Genomic DNA, 26,616 nt, shown 5'->3' with positions numbered 1-26,616 from the left:
ATGCCTGCCGAGCCGTCCACTGCCGCCGTCCCGTCCGCCGTCGCCGAACAGTCCCCGATCCCCGCGGCCCCCACGCCCACCGCGAAGGTCCGCGCCCGCTGGCTGCTCGCCCTCGCGCTCGCCGTCGCCGCGTTCAACCTGCGGCCCGCCGTGGCCGCGCTGGGTCCGCAGCTCGACCACGTGCGCGGCACGCTGCACATGAACGCGGGCGTCGCCGGCATGCTGACCGCGCTGCCCTCGCTCTGCTTCGCGCTCGTCGGCTTCGCCGCGCCGCGCCTCGCGCGGCGGCTCGGCCCGGCCGTGACGGTCTGCCTGGGCATGGGGGCGATCACCCTCGGCGTCGCCGCCCGTTCCTTCGCGCCCAACAGCGCGGTCTTCCTGCTGCTCAGCGCGCTCGCCCTGGCAGGCATCGCGGTGTCGAACGTGCTGATGCCGGTGCTGGTCAAGCGGTACTTCCCGGACAAGATCGGGCCGATCACCGGCCTGTACTCGATGTCGCTCGCGCTCGGCACCTCCGTGGCGGCGGCCGTCGCGGTGCCGCTGACCACCGCGCTCGGCGGCGGCTGGCGGGTCGGTCTCGGGGTGTGGGCGCTGGCGGGCGCCGTCGCCCTGGCGCTCTGGCTGGCGCAGGCCGCGATCCTCGGCCGGGACGGCGCGGGCAGCCCGCGCGGGGCTGCGGCCAAGTTCAAGATCACCCGCAGCCCCACGGCGTGGCTGCTCGGCGTCTTCTTCGGCTTCCAGGCCACCGCCGCGTACGCGACCATGGGCTGGCTGCCGCAGATCTTCAAGGACGCGGGCATCTCGGCGACCGAGTCCGGCGTGCTCCTCGCCGTCACCATGGCGGTCGGCGCGCCGCTCGCCTTCGTGATCCCGCCGCTCGCGGCCCGCATGCCGCACCAGGGTCCGATCGCCGCCGCCCTCGCGGCCTGCGGCCTCGCCTCCTACGCCGGGCTGGCGTTCGCCCCCGCGGCGGCGCCGTGGGCCTGGGCACTGCTGCTGGGCGTCGCCAACTGCGCGTTCCCGCTGGTGCTGACGATGATCGGCCTGCGCTCGCGCACCTCGGAGGGCGTGGCCCGGCTCTCGGCCTTCGTCCAGGGTGTCGGCTACCTGATCTCCGTCCCCGGCCCGGTCCTGATCGGCGTCCTCTACCAGCGTGAGCACGGCTGGGGCGCCCCGCTGGCCCTGCTCGCGGGGATGATGGCGGTGCAGCTGGTGCTCGGCCTGCGCGCCGGGCGACCCCGGCAGATCGAGGACGAGGTGTGAGTGGCAGACTCGTCGCCATGCCTGTTCTCGAACCCAACCCCACCGGCGGCAACAAGAAGCTGCTCCAGATGTTCGCTCTGATCGGCGGCATCCTCGTGGTCATCGCGATCATCGCGACGATCGGGGCCAACCTGGGGTGAGCTCCTGCCGGTTCGTCCTGATTCTGGGAAGCTGGCAGGCATGAGCGTCGACACGACCCGCACGATCATCGTCCTCCGGCATGCCAAGGCCGACTGGCCCGCCGTGCCCGACCACGAGCGGCCGCTCGCCGATCGGGGGCGCAAGGACGCCGCGACCGCCGGCCAGTGGTTGGCGGTCGCCGACATCCATCCCGAGCTGGCCCTCTGCTCGACCGCCACCCGCACCCGCGAGACCTGGAAGCTCTTCGCCCACGAGCTCGCCGAGCGCCCGCGCACCGTCTACGACGACCGCCTCTACGAGGCCGCGCCGGGCCTGCTGATCGAGGTCCTGCAGGAGCTGCCGGAGGACGTCCGTACGGTCCTCCTGGTCGGCCACAACCCCGGCGTGCAGGGCCTGGCCGAGATCCTCTCCGGCAAGTTCGACGACGACACCCTCGCCCGCCTGCGCGCCACGGGCTTCCCCACGGCGGCGGTCGCGGTCATCGACGTGGACGGCCCCTGGAAGACCCTGGAACCGGGCGTCGGCCACCTGCGCGCCTTCCACGCGCCCGCCGAGTGAAAGATCACCCGTAAGGGCCAGTCGCGCCCCGCAAGGGGCGCAAGCACCCCAAGATCGACATGCGCCTCCTCTCGTTCTCCACTGGAATCTCCCAGAGGGAACTGATCTCGAGAGGGGGCGCCGCCCATGTCCGTCCGGGCCGTGCAGCGGGCCGTGCAGCTTGCCGGGCCGGGCGACTGGTCGCTCCTGAACGGGTGGCTCCCCACCCTCCTCGCGATCCTCGGTCTCGCCTCGCTCCTGTGGCTCCTGATCGCGCGCCGGCGCACCTGGTGGCTGCGGTGGCTGCCGATCGTGCTGGTGCTCTCCGCGGGCCTGGCCTGGCTGATCACCGTCTGGGTCGACGACTGGTGGCAGCCGTTCCCGGACGGGCTGCCGACCACCTCGGCCGTCTGGATCGGCGTCTGCGTGCTCGCGGTCGTGCTCTTCCTCTTCCGGCTGCCGTTCCTGCGCTGGCGCGGGCGCGCCCTCGCCGTCGTCGCCTGCGTGCTCGCCGTGGCCTTCGCCGGCAACCAGGTCAACAAGGAGTTCCAGCAGTACCCGACGCTCGACACGCTGCCGGGGCCCTGGCAGACCCCGCCGCCCGAGCTCGCCATCGGCGACAAGGAGCCGGTGCTGACCGTCCCCGCCGGGAAGACCGTCGCCGAGGTCTGGCACAAGCCGGCCGGACTCCCGGACAAGGGGGCGCTGGCCACCGCGAAGATCCCCGGGACCACCTCCGGCTTCAACGCCCGCGACGCGATCATCTGGCTGCCGCCCGCCTACAAGGCCAAGCAGCGGCCGCTGCTGCCGGTCGTCGTGCTGATGCCGGGCGAGCCGGGCAGCCCCGAGGACTGGGTCGGCGCCGGGCAGCTGGAGACGACGATGAACAACTTCGCCGCCTCGCACCAGGGCCTCGCGCCGATCGTCGTGGTCGTCGACCCGCTCGGCGGGCTCACCAACAACACCCTGTGCATGGACTCCAACATCGCCAAGGTGCAGACGTACCTGGCCAAGGACGTGCCGCAGTGGATCTCGCACAACCTCCAGGTCGGCTCCGGCCGCAAGGCGTGGACCATCGCCGGTCTCTCCTTCGGCGGCACCTGCTCGCTCCAGCTCGCCGTCAACGCGCCGGACGTCTACGGCTCGTTCCTCGACATGTCCGGCCAGGACGAGCCGACACTCGGCAGCCACAGCAAGACCGTCGACGTCGCGTTCGGCGGCAACGAGGCGGCGTTCGACGCGGTCAACCCGCTCAGCGTGATGGCGCACAAGAAGTTCCCCGACACCGCCGGGGTGCTGCTCGCCGGCACGAACGACGGAACCTACGGCCCGCAGCAGCAGAAGGTCTTCGCCGCGTGCCAGGCGGCCGGGATGAACGTGTCCTTCGTGCAGGTACCCGGCGGCCACGACTGGGACGTGTGGAAGACCGGTCTCGACCGCGAGATGCCCTGGATCGCCAAGCAGGACGGACTGATCTCATGACCTCCTCCGCGCAGACCACCACCGCCACCGAGGGCCCGGCCGCCGCCCAGGCAGGCCGGCTGCGCCGGATCGGGGAGAACCTCACCCGCTGGCTCGCCGCCACCGCCGTCGTCCCGCGGCTGCTCGCGAAGGCGCCGCTGACGGTCACCTTCCTGGTCGCCTTCTGGCTGATCGGCCTGCTGACCGGCAGCATCGTGCACGGCCCGTCCGACTCACTGCTGCGCCACGTCGGCGTCGGCACCTCCACCATCACCCAGGGCAAGTGGTGGACGCTGTTCAGCTACGGCCTGTGGGCCTCGGGCCTGACGCCCTACATCGTCACCACGCTGCTGGCCCTGGTCACGCTGCTCCCGGCGGAGCGGCGGCTGGGCGCGGTCAGGGCGGGGGCGTTCTTCCTGGCCTCGCAGGTGATCGGCGCGTTGCTGGGCATCGCCGCGATCGAGGTGGGCGCGGTGGCGGGGGACGTGTGGCTGCAGGTGTCGGTGGCCGACCTGCACCTGAAGTACGCCGAGGGCCTCTCGGTCGGTGCCAGCGTCGGACTCACCGGCGTCGGAGTGGTCCTGAGCGCGGGCCTGACCGCCCTGTGGCGCCGCCGGACCCGGCTGCTGCTGCTCACCATGACGGTGCTGTTCCTGTTCTACGCCGGTGAGGTGCTCGACATCATGCGAGCGGGCGCGGTCTTCGTGGGGCTGGTCGGCGGCGCGCTGCTGATCGCGCGCCGGCGCTCGTTGCGTGACGTGCGGCTGCTGCCCTCCTCCTACGCGGAGACCCGGGTGCTGGTCGCGCTGCTCGCGGCCACCTCGGCGCTCGGGCCGGGCATCAGCTGGCTGACCGGCTCGCAGGGCGGCCCGCTGGCCATCTACGAGGAACTCTTCATTCCGTCCAACCTTGCGGCGGGCGAGGTCGCCGACGCCTGCGCCGGAGCGGGCGCGGGGACCCGGGCCTGCACCTCGATCCGCGCGGACTACCTGCTCAACAACAGCGTGGCGGTGGTGACGCTCTTCGTGCCGCTGCTGATCCTGGCCGTGGTCGCGCTCGGCCTCGCGCGCGGGCGCCGGATGGCCTGGTGGGCCGCGATCATCTTCGAGGTCTGCCTGTTCGCCGCGACGCTGCGCTACTACTTCTACTACCGCGGCGCCCTCGCCTCGGACCCGACCACGCGCACCGCGGTCACCGTGTACACCATGGGTCTGCTCGTCGTTCCCGTCGCCGTGCTGGTCATCCTCGTCCTGACCCGCCATCACTTCGGGCTGCGGGCGGAGAAGGGGACCGCGCTGACCTTCTGGACCATCACCGTCCTGGCGTTCGTGATCGTCGGCGCGGCCTACATCAAGTTCGGTTACGACGCCCGCGACCAGTTCAGCCCGGTGCCGACCTTCCACCAGATGGTCACCGACTACCCCAAGCGCCTGCTGCCCGACAGCTACCTCATCCTCTTCGGCACCGGCGCGGCCTACGCCTTCCTGCCGGTCGGCGGCTGGGCGAAGGCGCTGTACGAGCTGGCCGGGCCGATCTTCTGGCTGGTCGTGCTCGGCGGCCTGTTCGTCGCCTTCTGGCGCTCCGGAGCCCGCCGCAAGGAGGACCACGCGGCCGAGGCGGAGGCGCTGCTGCTGGCGAACGGCGGCTCGCCGCTCTCCTACATGACCACCTGGCCCGGCAACGAGTACTGGATCAGCGGGGACGGCCGTGCGGCGGTCGCCTACCGGGTCATCGGCTCCATCGCGCTGACGATGGGCGACCCTTACGGCGAGCCGGACGCCCGCCGCGCGGCGGTCCAGGGGTTCAGCACCTTCTGCGACGAGCAGGGGTGGTCGCCCTGCTTCTACAGCGTCACCGGCGAGACCAAGGACCGGTCCGACGCGCTCGGCTGGTCGGCGGTGCAGGTCGCCGAGGACACCCTGCTGCGACTGCCGGACCTGGAGTTCACCGGCAAGAAGTGGCAGGACGTGCGCACCGCGCTGAACAAGGCCGGCAAGGCCGGCATCAGCGGCCACTGGTACACCTGGCCGACCGCGCCGCTGTCGGTGCAGGAGCAGGTGCGGGCGCTGTCGGAGGAGTGGGTGGCGGACAAGGGTCTGCCGGAGATGGGCTTCACCCTCGGCGGCCTGGACGAGCTGGACGACCAGCGGGTGCGGATCCTGGTCGCGACGGACGAGGAGGGCACCCTGCACGGGATCACCAGCTGGCTGCCCTGCTACCGCGACGGCCGCCCGGTCGGCTGGACGCTGGACTTCATGCGCCGCAGCGGGGAGGGGTTCCGCGGGGTGATGGAGTTCCTGATCGCCACGGCGGCCTTGCAGTTCAAGGAGGAGGGCGCGGAGTTCCTGAGCCTGTCGGGCGCGCCGCTGGCCCGGATCGACCGCGGCGAGCAGGCGGTGCCGTTGCAGCGGGTGCTGGACATCGCGGGCAAGGCGCTGGAGCCGGTGTACGGCTTCCGTTCGCTGCTGAACTTCAAGGCCAAGTTCCAGCCCGAGTACCACCCGCTCTACATGGCCTATCCGGACCCGGCCCAGCTGGCGGCCATCGGCACCGCGATCGGCAAGGCGTACCTGCCGCACACGACCCCGGCGCAGATGGTCCGCCTCAGCCGCCAGTTCACCTCGTCGTAGGTCCGGCTTCGTCGCGGCTCACCGGCCCGGTGTGACGAACTCGGGCTGGTCCAGTACGCGCAGCCAGGCGCGGTCGGGCTGACGGCGGCGTCACCGCCCCCGCTCGCTGACTACAGCGCTCCCTTGCCGCCTCCGGCGGGCCGCGCCTCCAGCACGGTCACGTCGGCGGGCCGCTCCCGCAGCGCGTCCAGCACCGGCCCGAGCTCCGCCAGCACCGCGCCCGCCGCGTGCGCGTCGAGATCGGCGCGCGTGGCCCACTTCTCGATCACCACGATGGAGCTGCCGTCCGTGTGCAGTGCGTACAGCTCGCACCCGGGTTCGGCGTGCACGGCCTCGATGTACTTCGCATAGGCGGCGAGCGCCTCCTCCAGCTTCCCGGGATTCGGGTGGACCACGGCGGTGACGACGACGGACATCGGCTGCTCCTCTTCGCTGCGTACGCTTCCGCTCACGCCAACCACCCCCGCCCCCGCCCTGTTCCCGGCCCCTTCAGGGGCGCGCGTAGGCTGGCGGGCATGGAGATCTGGATCAATCCCCGCTGCTCGAAGTGCCGCGTCGCCCTCGGCGAGCTCGACGCCGTGGGGGCGGAGTACACGGTGCGCCGCTACCTGGAGGAGCCGCCGAGTGCCGCCGAGCTGGAGGCGGTGCTGGAGCGGCTGGGGCTGGAGCCGTGGGACATCACCCGGACCGACGAGGCGGTGGCCAAGGAGCTCGGGATGAAGGACCGCGAGGCCTGGCCGCGGGACGCGGCCGGGCGGGAGCGGTGGGTGGCGGCGCTGGCGGAGCATCCGGTGCTGATCCAGCGTCCGATCATCACCGCCGACGACGGCACCACCGTGGTCGGCCGCAGCGAGGAGGAGCTCGCCAAGGTGCTGCCGAAGAGCTGACCGGCGGGCGGGGCAGGACGGCGACGCGCTGCGTGGCGCGCGGGTCGACCTGCTCCGGCGAGCTCGACCCCTCGCCGGACGACCAGGGGTTTCTCGGCCGGGTCCGGCGGAGCGCTACTGGTGGTCGAACCAGGCGACGGCGGCGATCCGCCAGCCGTCCTCGGTGCGGACGAACTGGATGTGCTTGGTGCCGGTGCCCTCGTAGGTCTCGCCGTCGAGGACGCCGGCCTTGCGGTACTCCAGGAACCGCGAGGCGATGTCGCCGGTGACCTCGGTGCGCTCGGCGGTCTCCCACTCGGAGAACTCCATCAACCGGCCCCCGGTGAGCAGGAGTTCGCGTGGGGCGAGGAACTCCTCGACGCCGAGCACCGTGAGCCGGGGCCGGGTGACGGTGACGAGCGCCTGCGGCAGCATCAGCCGCCGCAGGCGCGCAACGTCGGGGGCCTTGCCGCCCCGGTTGTCGAAGGCGCCGAAGAACTCGGCGGTCACGGCGTCGATCTCGGTCCTGGACATGGCCCCGACGGTACCATTGCACTGTTCCCGGTGGGGTCGTGGAAGACCGGGACCCGTGATCAGTCGGCGGTGGCGATCAGCGTCTCCAGCTTCACGCCCGCGTTGCCCCGGACGAAGCTGTTGAGCTGCCACTTGTCGCCGAACAGGGCGAGGATCGCGTTGTCGCTGCGACGGGTCAGCGGCTCGCCGGTGACCAGGCGGGACTTGTTCAGCACCTCCGCGCCGGCCGCGTCGGTGACGCGGGCGAGCGAGTAGGGCAGCCGCTCCAGCACGATCGGCGAGGAGAACTCGTGCTCCATGCGGTGCAGCACGACGTCGAACTGCATCGGACCGACAGCGGCGAGCACCGGCGCCTGGTCGCCTCGGCGGTCCGAGGTCAGCACCTGGACGACGCCTTCCTCGTCCAGCTGCGAGATGCCCTTGCGGAACTGCTTGCTGCGGCTGATGTCCTTGGGCCGCGCCACGGCGAAGTGCTCGGGCGCGAACGCGGGCAGCGGCGGGAACTCGGCCTTCTTGCCGACGTACAGGGTGTCGCCGACGCGCAGCGCGGTCGCGTTGATCAGGCCGACCACGTCGCCGGGGTAGCAGATGTCCGCGACGGTGCGCTCGGCGCCGAAGACGGTGTGGGCGTACTTGGTCGCCAGTGAGCGGCCGGAGGCGGCGCGGGTGACGTTCATGCCGCGCTCGAAGACGCCGGAGCAGACGCGGATGAACGCGATGCGGTCGCGGTGGGCCGGGTCCATGTTGGCCTGGATCTTGAAGACGATGCCGGCGAACTCCTCCGCGACCGGGCGGTGGTCGCCGTTGGCCATCTCGCGCGCGTCGGGGGCGGGGGCGAGGTCCACGACGGCGTCCAGCAGCAGCCGGACACCGATGTTGGTGAGCGCGGAGCCGAAGAACACCGGGGTGATCTTGCCCTCGCGGAACGCCTGCGGGTCCCAGCCCGGCCCGGAGTCGAGCGCGAGCTCCAGCTCCTCCAGCGCGGTCGGCCACAGCTCGCCCTCGACGGCCTCGGCGGAGGCGGCGTCCATCGCCTCCTCCTCGGCCTCGTGGGTGCCGCCGGGGACGCGGGTGTACTTCAGGAACTGCTCGGTGTCGGCGGCCTCGACCAGGCCGCGGAAGTTGCCCGCGTTGCCGACCGGCCAGACCTGCGGGACGGGCGTGATCTCCAGGATGTTCTGGATGTCGTCCAGCAGCTCCAGGGCCTCGCGACCCCGGCGGTCCCACTTGTTGATGAACGTGATCACCGGCACGCCGCGGTGGCGGCAGACGGAGAACAGCTTGCGGGTCTGCTCCTCCAGACCCTTGGCCGCGTCCACGAGCATGATCGCGCAGTCGACGGCGGAGAGGACACGGTAGGTGTCCTCGGAGAAGTCGGCGTGACCGGGGGTGTCGACCAGGTTCATCACGTGGTCGCGGTGCCCGAACTGAAGGGCGGCGGAGGTGACCGAGATGCCTCGGTCCTTCTCCAGCTCCATCCAGTCCGAGGTGACGCCCTTGCGGCCGCCCTTGCCGTGCACGGCACCGGCCGAGGTGATCGCCTGCGCGTGCAGGGCGAGCGCCTCGGTCAGCGTCGACTTACCGGCGTCGGGGTGCGAGATGACGGCGAAGGTGCGGCGCCGCGAGGCTTCCTGCAGAACCTGGGCAGCGGTGGCGGGGGAGTCGGTGCTCACGTCGTTCCTCAGGTCCTTCGCGCGGTCGTCTTCGTGGTGCGGCGTTCGTTACGGGCAACCGCACCACTCTACCGGGCCCGGCGGGTCGACCTAGAAGACGATCAGCGAGCGGCCGCCCTTGCCCTCGCGCATGCGGTCGAAGGCGGCCGGGATCTCGTCGAGGGTGATCCGGTCCGTGATCAGCGACTCCAGGTCCAGACGGCCGGCGCGGACGTGCTCGGCGAGGAGCGGGACGTCGCGGTCCGGGACGCCGTCGCCGTAGACGCAGGCCGTCAGCGTGCGGGCGAAGTGGAAGATCTCCAGCGCGTTGAAGGCGACCTGGTCGTCCTTGGAGCCGATACCGACGACCGTGGTGCGGCCGCCGCGACGGGTGGAGTTCCAGGCGGCGCGGATGGTGGCCGAGCGGCCCACGCACTCGAAGGCGTGGTCGGTGCCGTGCCCGCCGCTCAGCTTGCGGACGGTCTTGGCCGTGTTCTCGTCCGCGACGACGAACTCCGTCGCCCCGTGGCGGCGCGCCAGCTCCTCCTTCTCCGGCGTCACGTCCACCGCGACGATCGGCCCCGCGCCCGCGATCCGCAGCCCCTGGAGGACGGCGAGGCCGACACCGCCGAGGCCGAAGACGACGGCCGACTCGCCCTCGCGCACCCGCGCGGCGTTGTGGACGGCGCCGTAGCCGGTCAGCACCGCGCAGCCGAGCAGCGCGGCGGCGTCCAGCGGGACGCCGTGGGGGACGGGGATCACCGCGTTCTCGGAGACGACCGTCTCCTCGGCGAACGCGGCGACCCCGAGACCCGGGTACACGCCGGTGCCGTCGGCGAGCGCGGCGTACGTCTCGACGGAGGCGGCGTAGGAGTTCTCGCACAGCCACGGCTCGCCGAGCTCGCACAGGTGGCAGTGCCCGCAGGCGGGAGCCCAGTTCAGCACGACCGGGTCGCCGGGGGCGACCTTGGTCACCCCCTCGCCCACGGCCACGACCGTGCCCGCGCCCTCGTGGCCGAGGACGACCGGCGTCGCGGCGCGGAGCACGCCGGTGGCGAGCGACAGGTCCGAGTGGCACACGCCCGCCGCGGCGAGCTTGACCCGGACCTGTCCGGGGCCGGGGTCGGGCAGGGTGATCTCGGTGAGCTCCAGGGCTGCGCCCACGGAGGAGAGCAGGGCGGCGCGGACCGTTGTCACGAGCAGAAGCCTTTCTACGGAGGGGACCCTCAGGGGCGCGGGGCTGTACTGGTTTGCGGCTCCGCCGCGTGGGCGCGAGACACCACCGGTGTGCGGATGGCCCTGCGCGTGCGGGGACCCACCACCCAGGGTGGCTTGTCGCGCAGTTCCCCGCGCCCCTGGGTGTTGCAACGTCCCCTGGGTGTCAAAGTTCAGAACTGCAGCGACTTCGTCCGCAGGAACTCCTCCAGGCCGTGGCGGCCGAGTTCGCGGCCGATGCCGGAGCCCTTGTACCCGCCGAAAGGAGCCAGCGGATTGAAGCGGCCGCCGTTGATGTCCACCTGGCCGGTGTCCATGCGGCGGGCGAACGCCACCGCCGACTCCTCGTCCGCCGCCCAGACGCCGCCGGCCAGGCCGTAGTCGGTGCCGTTGGCCAGCTCCACCGCGTGGTCCTCGTCGCGGTAGGCGAGGATGCACAGGACCGGGCCGAAGATCTCCTCCTGCGCCACCGTCATCTCCGGCGTCACGTCGGCCAGCACCGTCGGGCGGACGAAGAAGCCGCGCTCCGCGCCCTCCGGCGCGTCCGCGCCGCCCGCCACGACCCGCGCGCCCGCGTCGATGCCGGCCTGGATGTAGCCGCGCACGCGGTCCCGCTGCTTGGCGTTGACGACGGGGCCGAGGCGGGTCTCGGGGGCGGCCGGGTCGCCCGGGACGTACTTGGCGGCGGCCTTCGCGGCGATCGCGACGGCCTCCTCGTACTGGTCCTGGTGGACCAGCAGGCGCGTCCACGCGCTGCAGGTCTGGCCGGAGTTGGCGAAGACGTTGCCGACGTTGACGTTGACCGCGCGGCCCAGGTCCGCGCCGGGGAGGACGACGTTGGCGGACTTGCCGCCCAGCTCCAGCGCCACGCGCTTGATGCCGCGCCCGGCCTGCTCGGCGATCGCGCGGCCCACCGCCGTGGAGCCGGTGAAGGAGACCAGCTCGACGTCCGGGTGGGCGGCCAGCGCCGCGCCCGCGACCGTGCCGAGGCCGGTGACCAGGTTGAAGACGCCGGCCGGCAGGCCGGCCTCGTCGACGATCCGGGCGAACAGGCGCGCCACCAGCGGGGTGTCCTCGGCGGGCTTCAGCACGACCGTGCAGCCCGCGGCCAGGGCCGGGACGACCTTGGCGACGATCTGGTGCAGCGGGTAGTTCCACGGCGTGATCGCGCCGACGACGCCGGCGGGCTCGCGGTAGACGGTGGAGTTGCCGATCCGCTCGGTGAACTCGAACCCGGCCAGCAGCTCGACGTAGCTCGCCGCCACCGCGAGCGGCAGCCCGGCGTGCACCGCGGTGGAGAAGCCGATCGGCGCGCCGAGCTCGGCGGTGACGGTGGCGGCGATCTCCTCCTGGTGGGCGGCCAGGCCGTCGCGGACCGCGGTCAGGAAGCCCAGCCGGGTCTCCTTGCTGGTGGCGCCCCACGCGCGCTGTGCGGCGCGGGCGGCGGCGACGGCGGCGTCCACGTCGGCGGCGTCGCCCGCGGCGACGGCGGCGAGGGCCTCCTCGGTGGCGGGGTTGAGGACGGTGATCGTCCCCTCGCCGAGCGAGGGCCGCCAGCTGCCGTCGATGTACTGGTCGGTGTAGGTCTCCACCTTGGTCCTCCGGGCGCGCTGCGACGAAAGCGACGAAAACTTAGCAGTGCTAGTCAAGGCGCGGACGGGCGCCCGCGCAAGCCCCCGTCGAGTGCCGCAGGTCACGTAGCGCGCCGCCCGCCCGAGTGCTGGGCGCGCACCCGCGCCAGATGCCGTTCGTACAGCTCCCGCGAACCGCGCAGGAATCCGGCGAGGAGACGCAGCTGCTCCTCGTCGTAGCCGGCCAGTTGCTCCCGGCCCTCCTCGGCGAACGGTCCGTACAGCTCCCAGGCCTTCTGCCGGGCGGTGTCGGTGATCCGCACGGTGACCTTGCGGCGGTCCGCCGGGTCGGGGGAGCGGGTGAGGTAACCCAGCTTCTGCAGGCGGTCGAGCATCGCGGTGACGCTGCCGGTGGTCAGGCCGAGGGCCGGGCCGAGCGTGCTGGGGGTGGCCGACTCCTGCTGGAAGAGGATCTCCAGGCAGCGCATGTCCGTCCGGTTGATCCCGAGCAGGGTGGCCGCGGCCGCGTCGAAGTCGTCGACCGCGGCCTGTAGCGCCTGCATCTCCGCGCTGACGGTGGTCACGAGGTCCGCATCCATGATTCCCCTTGACAATCAAGACTCTCGAAGCCCAAGATAAATATGTCTTGAAAGCCAAGATACATGACCCTCAAGGGAAGGGAAGCGACGATGCGCGTGCTCGTCATAGGTGGCGGAACCGGCGGGATGTGCCTGGCCCACGGCCTCAGGAGGGCCGGCGTCGAGGTCGCCGTCTTCGAGCGGTACGGCTCGCGCAAGGATGGTCTGTACGGCTACCGGGTCGGGATCGATCCGACCGGCAACCGGGCCCTGAGGGAGTGCCTGCCGCCCGAGCTCTTCGAGACCTTCGTCGCGACCTGCGCCCGCGCGCCGCGCCACTTCAACGTGCTGACCGAGAAGAAGCGCAGCACCGCGAGCTTCGAACTGCGCGACGACGCCGACGCGGTGGACGCCGAGCGCTCCGTCTCCCGCGCCACGCTGCGGCAGGTGCTCTTCACCGGGATGGACGACGTCGTCCACTACGGCAAGGAGTTCACCCACTACGAGCAGCACCCCGACGGCACCGTCACGGCCTTCTTCGCCGACGGCACGCGGGCCACCGGCGACGTGCTGGTCGCCGCCGACGGCACCCGCTCCGCGGTCCGCCGCCAGTACCTGCCGCACGCGGAGGTCAGGGACGCCGGCATCACCGCCATCGCCACGAAGACGCCGCTCACGCCCGAGACCCGGGCGCTGCTGCCGGAGGAGGTGCGGAACGGCATCTCCCTGATCTTCGGCACCAAGGGCATGATCGGCATGCTCCACGTCATGGAGTTCCCCTGGGACGCGGAGGGCAAGCCGAAGGACCCGGCCGACGGCGCGCGACTGGGAGCCTGGTCGGGCCTCCGGTACGACGACACCCGCGACTACATCAACCTCTCCGTGTGGAGCTCCCACGAGCACTTTCCGGCGGACACCCTCGACCGGCGCGGGGCCGCACTCGTCGCCACCGCGCTCGCGGCCACCGGGAACTGGCATCCCGACCTGCGCCGCCTCTTCGAGCTCTCCGACCCGGAGGCCGCCTTCCCGCTGCGGATCTCCACCTCCGTCCCGGTCGAGCCGTGGGAGAGCAGCAACGTCACGCTGCTCGGCGACGCCGTGCACACCATGACGCCCGGACAGGGCGTCGGCGCGAACACCGCGCTGCGTGACGCGGCCCTGCTCTGCCGGGAGCTGACGTCCGCCGCGCGCGGCGAGAAGCCGCTGCTCACGGCCGTCGCGACCTACGAGGCGGAGATGATCCCCTACGGCTTCGCCCGCGTCGCGGACTCGCTGGACAACAACGGCACGCGTGGCGACGACCCGCTCTACCGCCGCGGGACGGGACGGCTCGCGCTCTTCGCCGCCCGCAGCTTCTTCAGCGTCACCAGCAGGGTCCCGGCGCTGCGCCGGAAGTTCCTCGCGGACCTCTACGCCTACCGTGAGGCATAAGTCCTCGTCGGACGGGGACCACGGAGTGAACGGACTGGCGTGGAACGACGCCGCCAGCACTTAGACTCGACAGCGTGCGATCGGAAGCTCGGGACGAGGCCCCTGTGAAGGCGAAGCGCGTGCCGCGAGCACAGCGCGAACAGCAGATGCTGGACGCCGCCGTGAAAGTCTTCTCCCGGTCCGGCTATCACGCCGCGTCGATGGACGAGATCGCCGAGGAGTGCGAAGTCTCCAAGCCGATGCTCTACCTCTACCTCGGGTCGAAGGAAGAGCTGTTCGCGGCGTGCATCCGCCGCGAGGCCGACCGTCTGATCGCCCGCTTCGCCGAGGCGGCCGACCCGTCGCTGGAGCCGGGGGATCAGCTGTTCCGCGGTCTGACGGCGTTCTTCGCCTTCGTGGCCGAGCACCGCGACAGCTGGATCGTCCTCTACCAGCAGGCGCGTGCCCAGGGCGAGCCCGTGGTGGCGGAGGTGGCCGCCGCTCGGGCCGAGGTCTCCGGCGCGGTGACCGCGCTGCTGCGCCGCGCCGTGCGCGAGGCCGGCGACGACCTGCCCGGCCCGCGCAGCGCCTCGGACGCCCGCCGGGACCGCGGTGAGGCCGCGGCGATGGCCGCCATCATCACGGGCGCGGCCGATGCCCTGGCGGGCTGGGTCCTCGACACCGGCCCGGAGGCAGCGGAGGAGTCCGCCCGCCGCCTGATGTCGGTGATCTGGATCGGCCTGGAGCCGAGGCTGCGCGGGGCCCGCTACGCTGGCTGAGCGCCCGCACGGCTGACCGCGCCTCAGATGATCGGCCCGAGCGCGCAGAGCACGGGCAGCGGGTGGGCCGGGTCGAGTGCGTTGCTGACCATGATCGCTACGCCGGAGTCGTAGGCGAGGCCGATGTGGCCGACCGGGTCGAGCCAGCAGGTGTCCTGGACGGTCACGTTGTGCACGCCCGGCTCGTCGACGAACTCGGTGCCGTAGGGCGTCACCAGTTCGTCGGTGCGCGAGGCGATGACGGTGTAGTCGATGCCCGGCTGCGCGATCGGCCCGGTGTTCAGCGGCCCGATCAGTGTGCCGCTCGTGGTGAGCTCGGTGCAGGCGGCACAGCCGGCTGTCTTCAGCACGTCGTCGACCTGCGAGCGGATGCCGAGGTCGTCGGCGACGGTGATCAGGCCGGCGAAGGTGGTGCCGTGGGTCGGCGGTGCGATGGCGACCACCTTGGCGATCTTCGCGGCGTAGCCGGGCAGGAACTTCGGCACGTAGAGGGACTGGAACGCGCCCTCGGAGTGGCCGACCAGGTCCACCTTGGCGGCGCCGGTCGCGGCGAGCACCTGGTCGATGTCGGCGGCGATCTCGTGCGAGGACTGTTCGATGGGCGCCAGCCCGCCCACGGGTACTCCCAGGACGGCTTCGCCGTAGGTGGGCGCGTAGACGCAGTAGCCCGCGAGTGCCAGCTCCGGCCCGAGGGTGGCGAAGTTGCCGGGGCCGTTGCCGCCGAGGCCGTGCAGCAGCAGGACAGGCTCGGGGTGCGCGGCCGAGGGGCGGCAGGACCATTCGTCGAAACCGGAGCTCGGCCCGGCCGCGCGGGCCGCGCCCGCGCCGGTGACGAGCAGCAGCAGTCCGGTGCCGGCGGCGAACAGGGCCTTGCCCAGGGATCGGCGCATCGGTGCCTCCAGGAGGGGTGGGTGGCTGCTGACATGACAGCACGGCTTCTTGTTTCCAACAAGACTTCTTGTCACATGAACTGATGGTGCGTCATGATCGATGCCATGACTGATGGCCGGCGGATACGGGGCATGGACGCGGAGCAACGGAAGGCGCTACGTCGGCGCCAGCTGTTGGACTCGGCGCTGGAGTTGTTTGCTTCCCAGGGCTATGCGGCCACGCCCATCGAGCAGTTGTGCCAGCACGCGTTCGTGGGGACGAAGGGGTTCTACGAGACCTTCGACAGCCGTGAGGCGTGCTATCTCGCCCTGCTGGGCGAGATCACCGAGCGCACCGAGGCCCGGATGGACGCCTGCCTGGCGGAGGACGCGGACGAGACCGTCCTCGTCGACGCCTTCGCCGACGCCCTGGTCGGTGACCCGCGGGTCGCGCAGGTGGCCTTCGGTCACGGCATGGCCGTCTCCCCGGCCTTGGAACGCGCCCGCCGTGAGAACCGCCGCTGGGCGGCGGGGTTCGTGCTGCGTGTCTGGGACGCGGGCGGCGTCACCCCGGCGCCGGGCGTCGACCCGCGGGTGGCGGCGAGGGGGCTGATCGGCGGGATGTTCGACCTGATCGCGGACTGGCTGGTGGAGTCGGCCTCGTCGGACACCGCGCCGCTGCGGGAGGCGCTCGCCTGCTTCTACCGGGTGGTGCGGGCGGGAGTCGGTCGGCCACAGTGATGGCCGAATAACATCTTGATACCGGTACAACTTGATGACGCGCCATCAACTCAGTTCAATGTTCGACTGGTTGGCGGCAGCTCGAGTGCAGGGGCGGGGGCGTGGACGGACGTGTCGACGGTGACGTGCGCGGCGTGCGGGAGGACCGCGGCGCCTTCGGGACTGTACTGCGGCGGGTGCGGTGCGGCGCTGGGCGTGCCGGCCGGACCGCGGGAGGGCGAGGACCGGGACCTCACCCGCTACCTGTGCGCGGCCGCCTACCTGAACCGGGAGTTCGCCGCCTCGCTGGTCGAGGACGTCGCGTCCGAACCGCACCTCGGCGTCGCCCCGGCGCCCGCCTGCGACGTCCCGGTCGTGCTGCGGCACGCCTACTACGCGGTGATCCGCCGCCACCAGCGCGACGTGCTGCTGGCCGTCGAGGCGGTGTTGCTCCTGGTCTTCCTCTTCGCGGGGGCACCGGCCGGGCTGGAGCTCGTGGTGCTGCTGGGCTCCTGGGTGACGGTCTTCGGCTTCGAGATGTCCACGCGCTACGGGCGGCACCTCCAGAGCCTGCGTCCGCAGCGTTTCCGCCCGGAGCGGGCGCCGGTGATCCCCAATCCGGCGGTGGAGGAGCGGATCGCGGGGGTGGCCAGGTACACGGGCGGTAACACCACCGTCTACAGCGGCTACTCGCCCTTCATGGGCCACGGCGAGCAGTCCGACTCCTGGTCGTTCTCGCTGGATCTGAAGCGGACGGGCGAGTTCGGCGAGCAGCCCACCACCTTCGACGTCCAGGAGCTGTACGCGCACGTGGCCCGGCGGCTCGCGGAGCTGTCCCTGCCCGGCCTGCAACTGGAGGAGCGGCTGTTCGTGGACGGCGACGCGGTCGCCGACGACCCGCGCTTCCTGCCCGACCCGTTCGGCCGGCCGGTCGCCTCCGTCTCCCGGGAGCTGGTGGACCGGCTCAAGCGCGAACCGGAGGACCGCGCCAGGGTCTACCTCGCTGTGCACGCGACCGGTTGGCGGGGCGACCTGGTCACCTCCTACTTCATCCGGTTCGCCCGCTCGGACTCCAGCCTGCTCGTGGAGGGTGTGCACACGGTGCTCTGCCCGCTGCGCGAGCAGTACCGGGTGATCGACACGCTGATGCCCACCCCGACCTTCCGCGAGTGCGTGGAGCACCTCGTGGAGTCCCTGGCAGCCACCCCGCTCGCACTGGCCGCCGCCCCGTTCCGTGCCACGGCGTGGTTCCTGTCGGAGTTCCTGCTGCGTCGACGGTTGCGGCGGCAGGACCGGCGCATCCGGTTGCTGCGGGTCTTCGACTACGGCGCCCGGGTGGGCATCCGCCAGCAGGCCTCCGACGCCCAGTACCACCGCTACTTCCAGAAGTACGACAGCGGTGTGGTGCTCAAGGTGTGCGAACGGCGCTCTCTGGACGCCCTGGTGGAGTTCGCCCAGGAGCACGGCGTCGACGTGGGCGACCTGGTGCGCAACCAGCGCACGATCGTCAACAACGGGATCATCGCCACCGGCGGTGCGAGCGTGCAGGGCAACTCGGTTGCCTCGGGCGAGAGTTCGCGGGCCACGAGCGGGTCCATCCGGGAGGCGGTCAAGGACACGGTCAAGGAGGCCGCCATCGGTGTCCGCGACAAGATCTGACAGGGAGTCGGCATGGAGGGAAACAGCGGAATCAACGCCCAGGGCGGTTCCCAGGTCTGGGGCAACGCCGTGGCAAGCGGGCGGGGCAGCTCGGCCGAGGTGCACCAGGAGGGCCCGGTGCGGGCGGACGCGCCCCGGCCGACGGTGCAGGAGGTCCGCACCCTGCTCGCCCAACTGGCGGCGGAACTGGGCCGGTCGGACCATGCGGAGCGGGAGGCGCTGATCGAGGAGGTCGACGCAGCAGACGCCGAGCTCGGCACCGAGCAGCCGAGGCTCGGCCGGGTCCGCCGCCTAGTCACCGGGCTGGGCTCGGCGGTCGAGGGGTTCACCCGGTTGGCGGGTCTGGTCGCGGCGATCGAGCAGGCCGTCCGCGGTCTGTGAGGGGGGACGCACATGGCAACCTGCGCGAACTGCGGCGCACCCTTCGACGTCGGCACGCGCTTCTGCGTGCGGTGCGGACACCCGCGCGGTCCGGAGCAGTTCGCGCCCGCGCGGCCCGGCGTGCCGGTCCCGCCCGGCTTCGTGCGGGTAGGTCCCACGATCCTGCCGGTCTGGCTGGTCGCGGTGGTCACCGTGCTGGCGTTCGCCGGCGGCGCCGGCGCGACCTACCTGCTCACCTCCTCACCGGGACAGCAGTCGGCCGCGTCGTCCGTGGTGCCCTCACCCGAACCCCCGCCACCGACCGATCCAGGGCCCACTGACCCAGGGCCCACCGATCCCGGGCCCACTGACCCAGGGCCCACTGACCCCGCCACGACGGACACGCCTTCGTCCGGGGATCCGGCCGCAGTGGTGCAGCAGTACTACGACGACCTCAACGCGGGTGACTACCAGGCCGCCTGGCAACTGGGCGCCGACAACTTCGCCGGCACCTCCTACAGCCGGTGGCAGTCCGGCTTCGCCGGCACCGCGCACGTCGACCTGCAGGTCACCGACGACCCGGCCGATCCCACCCTCGCCGACGTGGTCATCACCTCCACGCAGACCGACGGCTCGACGCAGCAGTACACCGGCACCTACACCGTCCAGGGCGGCCTGATCGTGGCGGCCGACGTCCACTAGCCGGCAGCTCGTCACCGCCCCAGCGCCGCCATCGCCGCGTTGTGGCCCGGGATGCCGCTGACGCCGCCGCCGCGCGGCGCTCCCGCGCCGCAGAGCAGGAGGTTGGCGGCGTAGGGCGTGCCGGCGCCCCACCGCCCGGCCGAGGGCTCCGCGGCCTCCGCGAACGGGAAGACCAGCGGACGGTGGAAGATGTTGCCGCCCGGCAGGCCGAGGCCGGTGTCCAGGTCCAGGGGCGTGCGCGCCTCGATGCACGGCCGGCCGTCCGCGTCGCGCGCCAGGACGTCGGTCAGGGGTTCGTCCAGGACGGCCTGGAGCGGCGCGAGGACCGCGCGGAGCGCGGAGTCGCGGTCGTGGGCGGGGAAAAGGCGCGCGGGCTGGTGCAGGCCGAAGAGGGTGAGCGTCTGGTAGCCGCGCTCGCGCAGCTCGGGGGAGAGGATGCTCGGGTCGGTCAGCGAGTGGCAGTAGATCTCCGAGGGCGCCGGGCCCGGCAGCTCCCCGCCCGCCGCCTGCGTGTAGGCGGTCTCCAACTCCCGGTAGCCCTCCGCGATGTGGAAGGTGCCCGCGAAGGCGGCGCGCGGGTCGACGGAGCGGTCGCGCAGGCGCGGCAGCCGGGTCAGCAGCATGTTGACCTTCAGCTGGGCGCCCTCGACCGGCTCCGTCGCGCTCGCGTCCCCGACCAGCCGGGCGAGTTCGCGCGGGGAGGCGTTGCACAGCACCCACCGCGCGCCCACGGTTCGCTCCGTGCCGGTGGCGGCGTCGCGGAACGAGACCTCCGCCGCGCGCCCGTCCGCCCGGACGGAGGTCACCTCGCAGCCGGTCAGGATCTCCGCCCCGGCCGCGCGCGCCGCCCCTTCCAGTGCGCCGGAGACGGCGCCCATCCCGCCGACCGGGACGTCCCAGTCCCCGGTCCCGTTGCCGATCACGTGGTAGAGGAAGCAGGCGTTCTGCCGCAGGGAGGGGTCGTGCGCCCGGGCGAACGTGCCGATCAGCGCGTCGGTCAGGACGACGCCGCGCACCAGGTCGTCGTCGAAGGCCGCCTCGACGGCCTCGCCGATCGGGCGGTCGAACAGGGCCTGCCAGGTCTCCTCGCCCGCGGCGTCCGTGACGAGCTTGCGCAGCCGCGCGCGGTCCGGCAGGGGTTCGGTCAGGGTCGGGAAGACCGCCTCGGCCACGCGCCGCGTGCGGTCGTAGAACTCCTGCCAGGCGGCGAACTCGCGGTCGCCACCGGTCAGCGCCCGGAAGCCGGCCGCGGTCGCGGCCGCGTCGCCGTTGTCGACCAGCAGGCCCCTGCCGTCGCCGCCCACGTCGTAGGGGGTGTAGGAGGAGTAGCGGCGGCGTCGCAGGTCCAGCCCGAGACCGAGATCGGAGACGATCTTCCTGGGCAGCAGGCTGACCAGGTACGAGTACCGCGACAGCCGGGCGTCCACGCCCGGGAAGACGCGTGCGGAGACGGCCGCGCCGCCCGCGTGGTCCTGGCGTTCCAGCACGGCGACGCGCCGTCCGGCGCGGGCCAGGTAGGCGGCGGCGACCAGCCCGTTGTGGCCGCCGCCCACGACGACGGCGTCATACGCATCCGAAACGGCGCTCATGCGCACCGTCCTACCAGCAGCCCGGTGCGGTGCGGAAGAGCGCGTTCAGCGCGGCAGGCGCAGCTGGAGCCAGCAGGAGAGCCGGTCGTCGGGGTGGTCCAGGTCGACGCCGAAGAGCTCGCCGGCGCGCCGGAGCCGGTACTTGAGCGTGTTGGGGTGGATCGTCAGGCGCGCGGCCGCGTCGCCGATGTTGCCGATCGCGTCGAGCCAGGCGGTGACGGACGCGGCGAAGGCGGTGCCCCTGGCCCGGTCGTGCTCCAGCATCGCCTCGATGCCGGGGTGACGCAGGCGAGGGCGGCGGGCCAGCTCGTCGCCGACGTGCGCGAGCAGAACCCGGGCGTGCGTGTCGCGCAGCGTCGCGAAGGCGGGCGCCTGCGGGTCGGCGGTGGTCACCCGCAGCACGTCGTCGACCTCGGCGCGCAGGTCGGGGAGTTCCTCCGGGCCGGTGGCGATCCGGGAGCAGGCCGCACGCAGCGGCGTCTCCACGCTGCGGTCCAGTACGGCCGCGGCCTGCTCGCCGAGGCGGCGGGCCGTCGCGAACGCGGCCACCCCCTCGTCCAGTGGCAGCAGCACGTAGACGGTGCGGCCGACGGTGGCGACCGACGCCTCCGCGTGGACGGCCGGCCAGTGCCGCGCGGATGCGGCGGCGAGGCGGACCAGCAGGTCGTCGGCGGGCGTCTCGGCCGGTGAGGCGGGAGCAACCGGTGCGAAGCCGAGCAGCGCAAGCGGCCGCCGGCCGGGCAGGCCCAGCGGTGTACTTCGGGTACAGCCGCCACCACTCCCGGCTGGGCGCCGATCCCGTGGTCCTGGCAGAACGGGACCTGGCAGCACGCTGAGGGGCGCGCCCCGAAGGTGGTGCCAGCACGACCTTCGGGAACACGTGGCAGCGCCATGTCTCCCGACACCCAGTTCGCGAAACCGTGGAGGCATGCGGACAACCGATGCCCCAGCTCTCGAAGCCCGTGGTCTGACCCGTCGTTACGGCGGGCGGACCGTCGTCGACGATGTCTCGTTCCAGGTCGTGCCCGGTCGGGTCACCGGCTTTCTGGGGCCGAACGGGGCAGGGAAGTCGACCACCCTGCGCCTGCTGCTGGGGCTGGAGCGCCCCGACAGCGGGGAGGCGCTCGTCTTCGGGCGCCCCTACGCCGAGTTGGAGGCGCCCCTGGCGACCGTGGGCGCGCTGCTCGAAGCCCGCTCGTTCCACCCCGGGCGCTCCGCGCGCAACCATCTGCTCGCGCTCGCGCGGTCCGCCGGACTCCCCGACGCCCGCGTCGAGCACGTGCTCGCCCAGGTCGGGCTCGCCGAGGCCGCCGACCGCCGGGCGGGCGGGTTCTCGCTGGGGATGGGCCAGCGCCTCGGCATCGCCGCCGCCCTGCTGGGCGACCCGCGTGTGGTCGTGCTCGACGAGCCGGTCAACGGGCTCGACCCCGAGGGCATCCTGTGGGTGCGCACCCTCGCCAGGCGTCTCGCCGCCGAGGGGCGCACCGTGCTGATCTCCTCGCACCTGATGAACGAGATGGCGTTGACCGCCGACCACCTGCTGGTCATCGGCCGGGGCCGGCTCCTCGCCGACTGCTCCACCGCCGAGTTCATCGAGCGGCACACCGATCCCGAGGTCTACGCCGCCACCCCCGCCGTCGCGCGTCCCGCGCTGCTGGAGGAGGCCTTCCTGCGCCTCACCTCGGACAGCGCCCAGTACACGGCTGCCTGAGCGAAGGGACAGATCGACATGTCGATGACTCACCTCCTGCGCGGCGAGCGGACCAAGTTCGCCTCCCTCCGCTCCACCTGGTGGTGCCTCGGGGCGCTGACCGTGCTCGGGCTCGGGTTCAACGCGCTCGTCCCGGCCCTGCTCGTCGGCGGCTGGAACACGATGGACCCGGCCACCCGCGAGCAGTTCCGCACCGACACCCTCGGGCTGGTGCTGCAACCGGGCGCGCAGTGGGCGCAGGTCGCCGCGTGTGTGCTCGGGGTGCTGCTGCTCGCCTCGGAGTTCTCCACCGGGACCATCCGTTCCACCGTGCTCGCGACGCCACGCCGCACGCCGGTGCTCGCCGCCAAGGCGGCGGTCTTCGCGGGGGTGCTGTTCGCCTTCGGGGTGCTGATCGCGATCCCGTCGCTCCTGGTCGGATCGGCGCTGGTGAGTGCGCACGCGACCATCGCCCTCGGGTCGGTGGCCAGTGTGCGGGCCGTCCTCGGTTTCGGGGTCTACCTCGCGCTCACCGGCGTACTCGCGCTCAGCGTCGGTGCGCTGGTCCGGCACACCGCCGGAGCGGTCGCGACGATCCTGGCGCTCCAGTTCGTCCTCCCGGCCGTCTCCCAGCTGCTGCCCGGCTCCGTCGGGCAGCACGTGGCCCAGGCCCTGCCGGCGTCCGCCAACGTGATGCTCGGCAGCGGACACGGCTCGTCCTCGGTCTACAGTCCGCTCCAGGGTCTGCTGATCCTCCTCGCCTGGACGGCCGTCGCCTACGCGGCCGCGCACCTCTCGCTGGAGAAGCGTGACGTGTGATCACCGGATGAGCGAGACTGTGCCCATGTCCCGGACGATCAGGCGCGCGCTGCGGGAGCCGTTCTCGGCGCGCGCCTGGCGGGAGCTGGTGTACTCGTTGCTGAGCGCGCCGTTCGCGCTGCTCGGGCTGGTCGCGGTGCTGGCCACCTGTGTGCTGGGGGTCCTGTCCGCCGGAGTGGTCCTGCTGCCGCTGCTGCCCCTGCTGCTGGCCGTGGACCGGGGGCTGGCCGCCGCGTACCGGGGGCTGGCCCGCTCGCTGCTCGGGCTGGAGATCGAGGTCCCGCCGCGTCCGCCCCGGGGGCGCGGTGTCGGCGACTGGCTGGCCCGCAACCTCGTCGACGTCTCCTCCTGGCGGGCCGTCGGCTACCTGGCGATCCGCTTCCCGCTCGGACTGGTGCAGTTCCTGCTGGGTTTCGGCTGGTGGCTCTACAGCCTGCTCTTCCTGCTCTACCCGCTGATGTGGCGGCTCCAGGTGGACACCGCCACGCACAAGGGCGGGGGCGACCCGGGGCTGGGGCTCGCCGGGTTCCGGTTCGACACCTGGGCCCGCTCGCTGATCCTGGTGGCCTTCGGCGCGCTGGTCCTGCTCGCCTGGCCGTGGGTGCAGCGGCTGCCGTTGCTGCTGGACCGGTGGCTGATGGTGCGTCTGCTCGGCCCCTCCGCCGCGCAGCGGCGCCTCGCGCTGCTGGAGGAGACCCGCGAGCTGGCCATCACGCAGGCGGCGGCCACGCTGCGCCGGATCGAGCGCGACCTGCACGACGGCGCCCAGGCGCGGATCATCGCCCTCGGCATGCGGCTGGGCCGCGCGGAGTCGCGGCTGCTCAAGGGCGACGCGGACAAGGCCGTCGAGCTGATCGCCGAGGCGAGGGCGGAGACCCGCGAGATCGTGCAGGAGCTGCGTGAGCTGGTCCGCGGCATCCACCCGCCCGCGCTCGACGCGGGCCTGGAGGCCGCGCTCACCACCCTGGCGGCGCGGGCGCCGCTGCCCACGACCGTCCGGGTCGCGGTCGGGGAGCGGCCGCAGGCCGCCGTGGAGACGATGCTCTACTTCGCCGCCGCCGAACTGCTCGCCAACGCGGCCAAGCACGCGGAGGCGCGGCAGGCCGCCATCGCCGTGCTCGAGTCGGAGGGACGGCTGCGGCTGCTCGTCACCGACGACGGGCGCGGCGGCGCGACGCTGGCCGGAGCGGGCTCCGGGCTGCGCGGGCTCGCCGAGCGGGTCCGCGTCGCCGACGGCCGGCTGACCCTCGACAGCCCCCTCGGCGGGCCCACCACCGTCACCGTCGAACTCGAATCACCGGAAAGGCGTTGAGCACACCCATGCGCGTCGTCGTCGCCGAGGACACCGCGATCCTGCGGGTCGGGCTGGTGCAGTTGCTGGAGGACGAGGGCCACGAGGTCGTCGCTGCCGTGGCCGACGGTGTCCAGCTGCTGGCGGCCGCCGCCGAGCACGCCCCGGACGCGGTGGTCAGCGACGTGCGGATGCCGCCCTCGCACACCGACGAGGGCCTGCGGGCGGTGATCGAGCTGCGCGCGCGGCGTCCCGGACTGCCGGTGCTGATCTTCTCGCAGTACGTGGAGACCCAGTACGCCTCCCGCCTGCTGGCGGGAGGCTCGGCCGGGGTCGGCTACCTGCTCAAGGAACGCGTCCTGGACACCCGGGACTTCGTCGACGCGCTGGAGCGCGTCGCGGCGGGCGGCACCGCGCTGGACCCGGAGGTGGTCACCCAGCTGGTCGGCGCGAGCCCGGCCCGCGGCACGATCGACGGGCTGAGCCCGCGCGAGCGCGAGGTGCTGGGCCTGATGGCGCAGGGCCGCTCCAACGCGGCGATCGCCGCACAGCTGGTGGTCACCGAGCGGGCGGTGGAGAAGCACGTCGCCAACATCTTCCTCAAGCTGGACCTGCCGGTCTCCGCCGCCGACCACCGCCGGGTGCTGGCGGTGCTGCGCCACCTCGGGGCCTGATCCCGAGGTCTGCGGCCCAACGGGTGGAACCTCACCCGTTCGGCGTGTGCTCGGTCGCGGCGCGGGAGCGGGCGTGTGAGCGTGGGTCCTCAGACGTGTCCGAACCACCCGGAGGCCCCCGTGTCAGTTTCCACCGCCCGCGTCCGTACCTCGGCCGTCGCCGTCGCGATGGCCGGCACGCTGCTGGTGCTGCCCGCCTGCTCGTCCAGCAAGACCAGCAACAGTGTCAGCGGTGCAGGTGTCGCGGCGACCGCGAGTGCCACGAGCAGCGCGGACCGGGTCAAGCTGGCCAAGACCAAGTTCGTCCTCAACGCCGGTCTGGCCGCGGGCGCGACCTACCAGTGGATCTACAAGCCCTTCAAGGCGGGCACCTTCAAGAGCGGCGCCAAGGGGCGCACCACCGCCCTGATCAAGGGCGCGCTGGCGGCGGGCTTCACCTACAACCGCGCCAAGGCCGCGCTGGCCGACGCCAAGGGCGACCCGACCCTGTCCAAGGCGACCGACGCGCTCTCCAGCGCCGTCGACAGCCTGAAGAACCTGCCGAGCAAGATCAAGAACGGCAGCGCGACGGACGCGGACTTCAACCAGTTCACCAATGTGACGAACAGCATCAAGGGCGCCGGCGCCGCGAACGGTGCCACCGTGACCGACCAGGTCCCGAGCGTGGGCCAGCTGACCCAGATGGTCACCAGCTGACCGGCCCGAAGGCCCAAGGGCCGGCACGCGACCGCGTGCCGGGCCCTCGGACGTTCGGGCTCCGGGTCGGCACGGAACCCTCACCGGACCGTCCCAGAAATCACCCCTGGCACACAGCACCACCCCCGCGGCCGTATCCTGCTCTGTACGCGTCCCGGTGACCCCGGGCGCGTGGGCGTGAAAGGGGCACCAGTGGAATCCGCGGGCAAGGTCGACGCGTGGTGGCGTAGGTGGCTCCGGCTGGGCGGACGCCCCGACGAGGCGGACGTCGCCGCCGAGCGGGCCAGGCGCCTGCGCGTCGTGCTGGACGCCGCACGCGCGGGCTTCCCCGTGGCCCCGGCCGCGCACGCGGTCGACTTCACCTGTTCCTGCGACCGGGTCGGCTGTCCGGCCCCCGCGCAGCACCCGCTCTCCTTCGCCTGGCAGTCCCAGGCCACCACCGACTTCGACCAGATCACCCGTTGGCTCAGCCGTGACCCGGACGCCAACGCGATCACCCCGACCGGCCGCGTCCACGACGTCCTCGACGTCCCGACGGAGGCCGGCCGGCTCGCACTGGAGCGCCTCGCCGAGGCCGGCATCGCCGCCGGACCGGTCGTCGCGCTCGGCGAGGACCGCTGGTTCTTCTTCACCACCACCCGCTCGCCCCTCGACGAGGACGAGTGGTGGACCTCCGAGCTCGACTCCCACCCCGACCAGGACGCGGACGAGCACCCCGGCCTGCGCTGGCACACCCGCGGCAGCTACGTGCTGCTGCCCCCCTCACGCCTCGCCGGCGGCTCCGAGGTCACCTGGGTCCGCGGCCCCGACCACCCGCTCCCGGACCCGCTGCGCCTGCTGGACGTGCTCACCGACGCCTGCGCCGAGGTCGGTGCGCCGGCGCTCGGTGAGCAGTGGCTGATCCGCTGAG

27 protein-coding genes are annotated in these 26,616 nt (G+C 72.6%); 18 read left to right on the top strand and 9 right to left on the bottom strand.

The window, feature by feature from the left end; all coding sequences use genetic code 11:
* The 5 genes from ABH931_RS28320 (at position 1) to ABH931_RS28300 (ending at position 6,032) form a co-directional block, all read left to right on the top strand.
* Complete coding sequence (locus ABH931_RS28320) at positions 1-1,263, top strand: MFS transporter (protein ID WP_370119149.1); 1,263 nt, start codon at positions 1-3, stop codon at positions 1,261-1,263.
* 17 nt (positions 1,264-1,280) lie between these two features.
* Complete coding sequence (locus ABH931_RS28315) at positions 1,281-1,403, top strand: SGM_5486 family transporter-associated protein (RefSeq protein WP_269083961.1); 123 nt, start codon at positions 1,281-1,283, stop codon at positions 1,401-1,403.
* Positions 1,404-1,443: 40 nt separating this feature from the next.
* Entirely contained in the window at positions 1,444-1,962 is a 519-nt protein-coding gene (locus ABH931_RS28310; RefSeq protein WP_370119146.1) for a histidine phosphatase family protein, read from the top strand.
* A 126-nt stretch (positions 1,963-2,088) separates the two neighbouring features.
* A complete protein-coding gene (locus ABH931_RS28305) occupies positions 2,089-3,423 on the top strand; it encodes an alpha/beta hydrolase (RefSeq protein ID WP_370119143.1) in 1,335 nt (444 codons plus the stop codon).
* A complete protein-coding gene (locus ABH931_RS28300) occupies positions 3,420-6,032 on the top strand; it encodes a bifunctional lysylphosphatidylglycerol flippase/synthetase MprF (RefSeq protein WP_370119140.1) in 2,613 nt (870 codons plus the stop codon). Before ABH931_RS28305 ends, ABH931_RS28300 begins: the two co-directional genes overlap by 4 nt.
* A 110-nt stretch (positions 6,033-6,142) precedes the next feature.
* Here the strand turns inward: ABH931_RS28300 and ABH931_RS28295 are convergent, their stop codons facing one another.
* On the bottom strand, positions 6,143-6,448 hold the full coding sequence (locus tag ABH931_RS28295; protein WP_370119138.1) for a putative quinol monooxygenase: 306 nt from the start codon (positions 6,446-6,448) through the stop codon (positions 6,143-6,145).
* 99 nt (positions 6,449-6,547) lie between these two features.
* On the opposite strand from ABH931_RS28295, the gene ABH931_RS28290 reads away from it, so the two are divergent.
* Positions 6,548-6,919, top strand: a complete 372-nt coding sequence (locus ABH931_RS28290; RefSeq protein WP_370119135.1) for an ArsC/Spx/MgsR family protein — start codon at positions 6,548-6,550, stop codon at positions 6,917-6,919.
* Positions 6,920-7,033: 114 nt separating this feature from the next.
* On the opposite strand, the gene ABH931_RS28285 is transcribed toward ABH931_RS28290, so the two are convergent.
* The 5 genes from ABH931_RS28285 to ABH931_RS28265 form a co-directional block, all read right to left on the bottom strand.
* Positions 7,034-7,432, bottom strand: a complete 399-nt coding sequence (locus ABH931_RS28285) for a DUF4440 domain-containing protein (RefSeq protein ID WP_370119132.1) — start codon at positions 7,430-7,432, stop codon at positions 7,034-7,036.
* A gap of 59 nt (positions 7,433-7,491) precedes the next feature.
* Positions 7,492-9,105, bottom strand: coding sequence for a peptide chain release factor 3 (locus tag ABH931_RS28280; RefSeq protein WP_370119129.1), 1,614 nt, complete (start codon positions 9,103-9,105; stop codon positions 7,492-7,494).
* A gap of 90 nt (positions 9,106-9,195) precedes the next feature.
* Positions 9,196-10,281: a Zn-dependent alcohol dehydrogenase gene (locus ABH931_RS28275; RefSeq protein WP_370119127.1), complete on the bottom strand. Its 1,086-nt coding sequence runs from the start codon at positions 10,279-10,281 to the stop codon at positions 9,196-9,198.
* Between the two features lie 191 nt (positions 10,282-10,472).
* Positions 10,473-11,891, bottom strand: coding sequence for an aldehyde dehydrogenase family protein (locus tag ABH931_RS28270; protein ID WP_370119125.1), 1,419 nt, complete (start codon positions 11,889-11,891; stop codon positions 10,473-10,475).
* Positions 11,892-11,992: 101 nt separating this feature from the next.
* On the bottom strand, positions 11,993-12,469 hold the full coding sequence (locus tag ABH931_RS28265; protein ID WP_370119121.1) for a MarR family transcriptional regulator: 477 nt from the start codon (positions 12,467-12,469) through the stop codon (positions 11,993-11,995).
* Between the two features lie 90 nt (positions 12,470-12,559).
* Between ABH931_RS28265 and ABH931_RS28260 the strand changes: the two genes are divergently transcribed.
* Complete coding sequence (locus tag ABH931_RS28260) at positions 12,560-13,879, top strand: FAD-dependent oxidoreductase (RefSeq protein WP_370119118.1); 1,320 nt, start codon at positions 12,560-12,562, stop codon at positions 13,877-13,879.
* Positions 13,880-13,998: 119 nt separating this feature from the next.
* Positions 13,999-14,637 (top strand): TetR/AcrR family transcriptional regulator, encoded by a 639-nt coding sequence (locus ABH931_RS28255; RefSeq protein WP_370119115.1) that lies wholly within the window; start codon positions 13,999-14,001, stop codon positions 14,635-14,637.
* A 23-nt stretch (positions 14,638-14,660) separates the two neighbouring features.
* On the opposite strand, the gene ABH931_RS28250 is transcribed toward ABH931_RS28255, so the two are convergent.
* Entirely contained in the window at positions 14,661-15,527 is an 867-nt protein-coding gene (locus ABH931_RS28250) for an esterase/lipase family protein (protein ID WP_370119113.1), read from the bottom strand.
* A gap of 105 nt (positions 15,528-15,632) precedes the next feature.
* On the opposite strand from ABH931_RS28250, the gene ABH931_RS28245 reads away from it, so the two are divergent.
* From ABH931_RS28245 to ABH931_RS28230, 4 genes are all read left to right on the top strand, one after another.
* Complete coding sequence (locus tag ABH931_RS28245) at positions 15,633-16,247, top strand: TetR/AcrR family transcriptional regulator (protein WP_370119110.1); 615 nt, start codon at positions 15,633-15,635, stop codon at positions 16,245-16,247.
* Between the two features lie 195 nt (positions 16,248-16,442).
* The gene (locus tag ABH931_RS28240; RefSeq protein ID WP_370119107.1) at positions 16,443-17,885 is read left to right on the top strand and encodes a zinc ribbon domain-containing protein; all 1,443 of its coding nucleotides are present in this window, start codon (positions 16,443-16,445) and stop codon (positions 17,883-17,885) included.
* Positions 17,886-17,897: 12 nt separating this feature from the next.
* On the top strand, positions 17,898-18,266 hold the full coding sequence (locus tag ABH931_RS28235) for a hypothetical protein (RefSeq protein WP_370119104.1): 369 nt from the start codon (positions 17,898-17,900) through the stop codon (positions 18,264-18,266).
* A gap of 12 nt (positions 18,267-18,278) precedes the next feature.
* Positions 18,279-18,947, top strand: a complete 669-nt coding sequence (locus tag ABH931_RS28230) for a hypothetical protein (protein WP_370119102.1) — start codon at positions 18,279-18,281, stop codon at positions 18,945-18,947.
* A gap of 11 nt (positions 18,948-18,958) precedes the next feature.
* Here ABH931_RS28230 and ABH931_RS28225 read toward each other — a convergent pair whose 3' ends face one another.
* Together ABH931_RS28225 and ABH931_RS28220 are read right to left on the bottom strand one after the other, a co-directional pair.
* Positions 18,959-20,536 carry a phytoene desaturase family protein gene (locus ABH931_RS28225; RefSeq protein WP_370119100.1) on the bottom strand — a complete coding sequence of 526 codons (1,578 nt, stop codon included), beginning with the start codon at positions 20,534-20,536 and terminating at the stop codon, positions 18,959-18,961.
* A 45-nt stretch (positions 20,537-20,581) separates the two neighbouring features.
* Complete coding sequence (locus ABH931_RS28220; protein ID WP_370119098.1) at positions 20,582-21,367, bottom strand: PucR family transcriptional regulator; 786 nt, start codon at positions 21,365-21,367, stop codon at positions 20,582-20,584.
* Between the two features lie 97 nt (positions 21,368-21,464).
* Here ABH931_RS28220 and ABH931_RS28215 point away from each other — a divergent pair, with 97 nt between their 5' ends.
* The 6 genes from ABH931_RS28215 to ABH931_RS28190 all read left to right on the top strand — a co-directional run bounded on the left by ABH931_RS28215 (position 21,465) and on the right by ABH931_RS28190 (position 26,615).
* Positions 21,465-22,247 carry an ABC transporter ATP-binding protein gene (locus ABH931_RS28215; RefSeq protein ID WP_370119095.1) on the top strand — a complete coding sequence of 261 codons (783 nt, stop codon included), beginning with the start codon at positions 21,465-21,467 and terminating at the stop codon, positions 22,245-22,247.
* Positions 22,248-22,265: 18 nt separating this feature from the next.
* On the top strand, positions 22,266-23,045 hold the full coding sequence (locus tag ABH931_RS28210; RefSeq protein WP_370119093.1) for an ABC transporter permease: 780 nt from the start codon (positions 22,266-22,268) through the stop codon (positions 23,043-23,045).
* Between the two features lie 25 nt (positions 23,046-23,070).
* Positions 23,071-24,357 carry a sensor histidine kinase gene (locus tag ABH931_RS28205; protein ID WP_370119090.1) on the top strand — a complete coding sequence of 429 codons (1,287 nt, stop codon included), beginning with the start codon at positions 23,071-23,073 and terminating at the stop codon, positions 24,355-24,357.
* Entirely contained in the window at positions 24,354-25,010 is a 657-nt protein-coding gene (locus ABH931_RS28200; protein WP_370119087.1) for a response regulator, read from the top strand. The genes ABH931_RS28205 and ABH931_RS28200 overlap by 4 nt, the downstream gene beginning before the upstream one ends.
* A gap of 120 nt (positions 25,011-25,130) precedes the next feature.
* The gene (locus ABH931_RS28195) at positions 25,131-25,706 is read left to right on the top strand and encodes a hypothetical protein (RefSeq protein ID WP_370119084.1); all 576 of its coding nucleotides are present in this window, start codon (positions 25,131-25,133) and stop codon (positions 25,704-25,706) included.
* Positions 25,707-25,898: 192 nt separating this feature from the next.
* Complete coding sequence (locus tag ABH931_RS28190; RefSeq protein ID WP_370119083.1) at positions 25,899-26,615, top strand: bifunctional DNA primase/polymerase; 717 nt, start codon at positions 25,899-25,901, stop codon at positions 26,613-26,615.
* The last annotated feature ends 1 nt before the right edge of the window (position 26,616 follow it).

It is taken from the genome of Streptacidiphilus sp. MAP12-33, assembly GCF_041261265.1.
Classification (GTDB): domain Bacteria; phylum Actinomycetota; class Actinomycetes; order Streptomycetales; family Streptomycetaceae; genus Streptacidiphilus.
The sequence above is the reverse complement of the archived record's forward strand: the minus strand, read 5'-3'. Positions and strand labels throughout refer to the sequence as shown.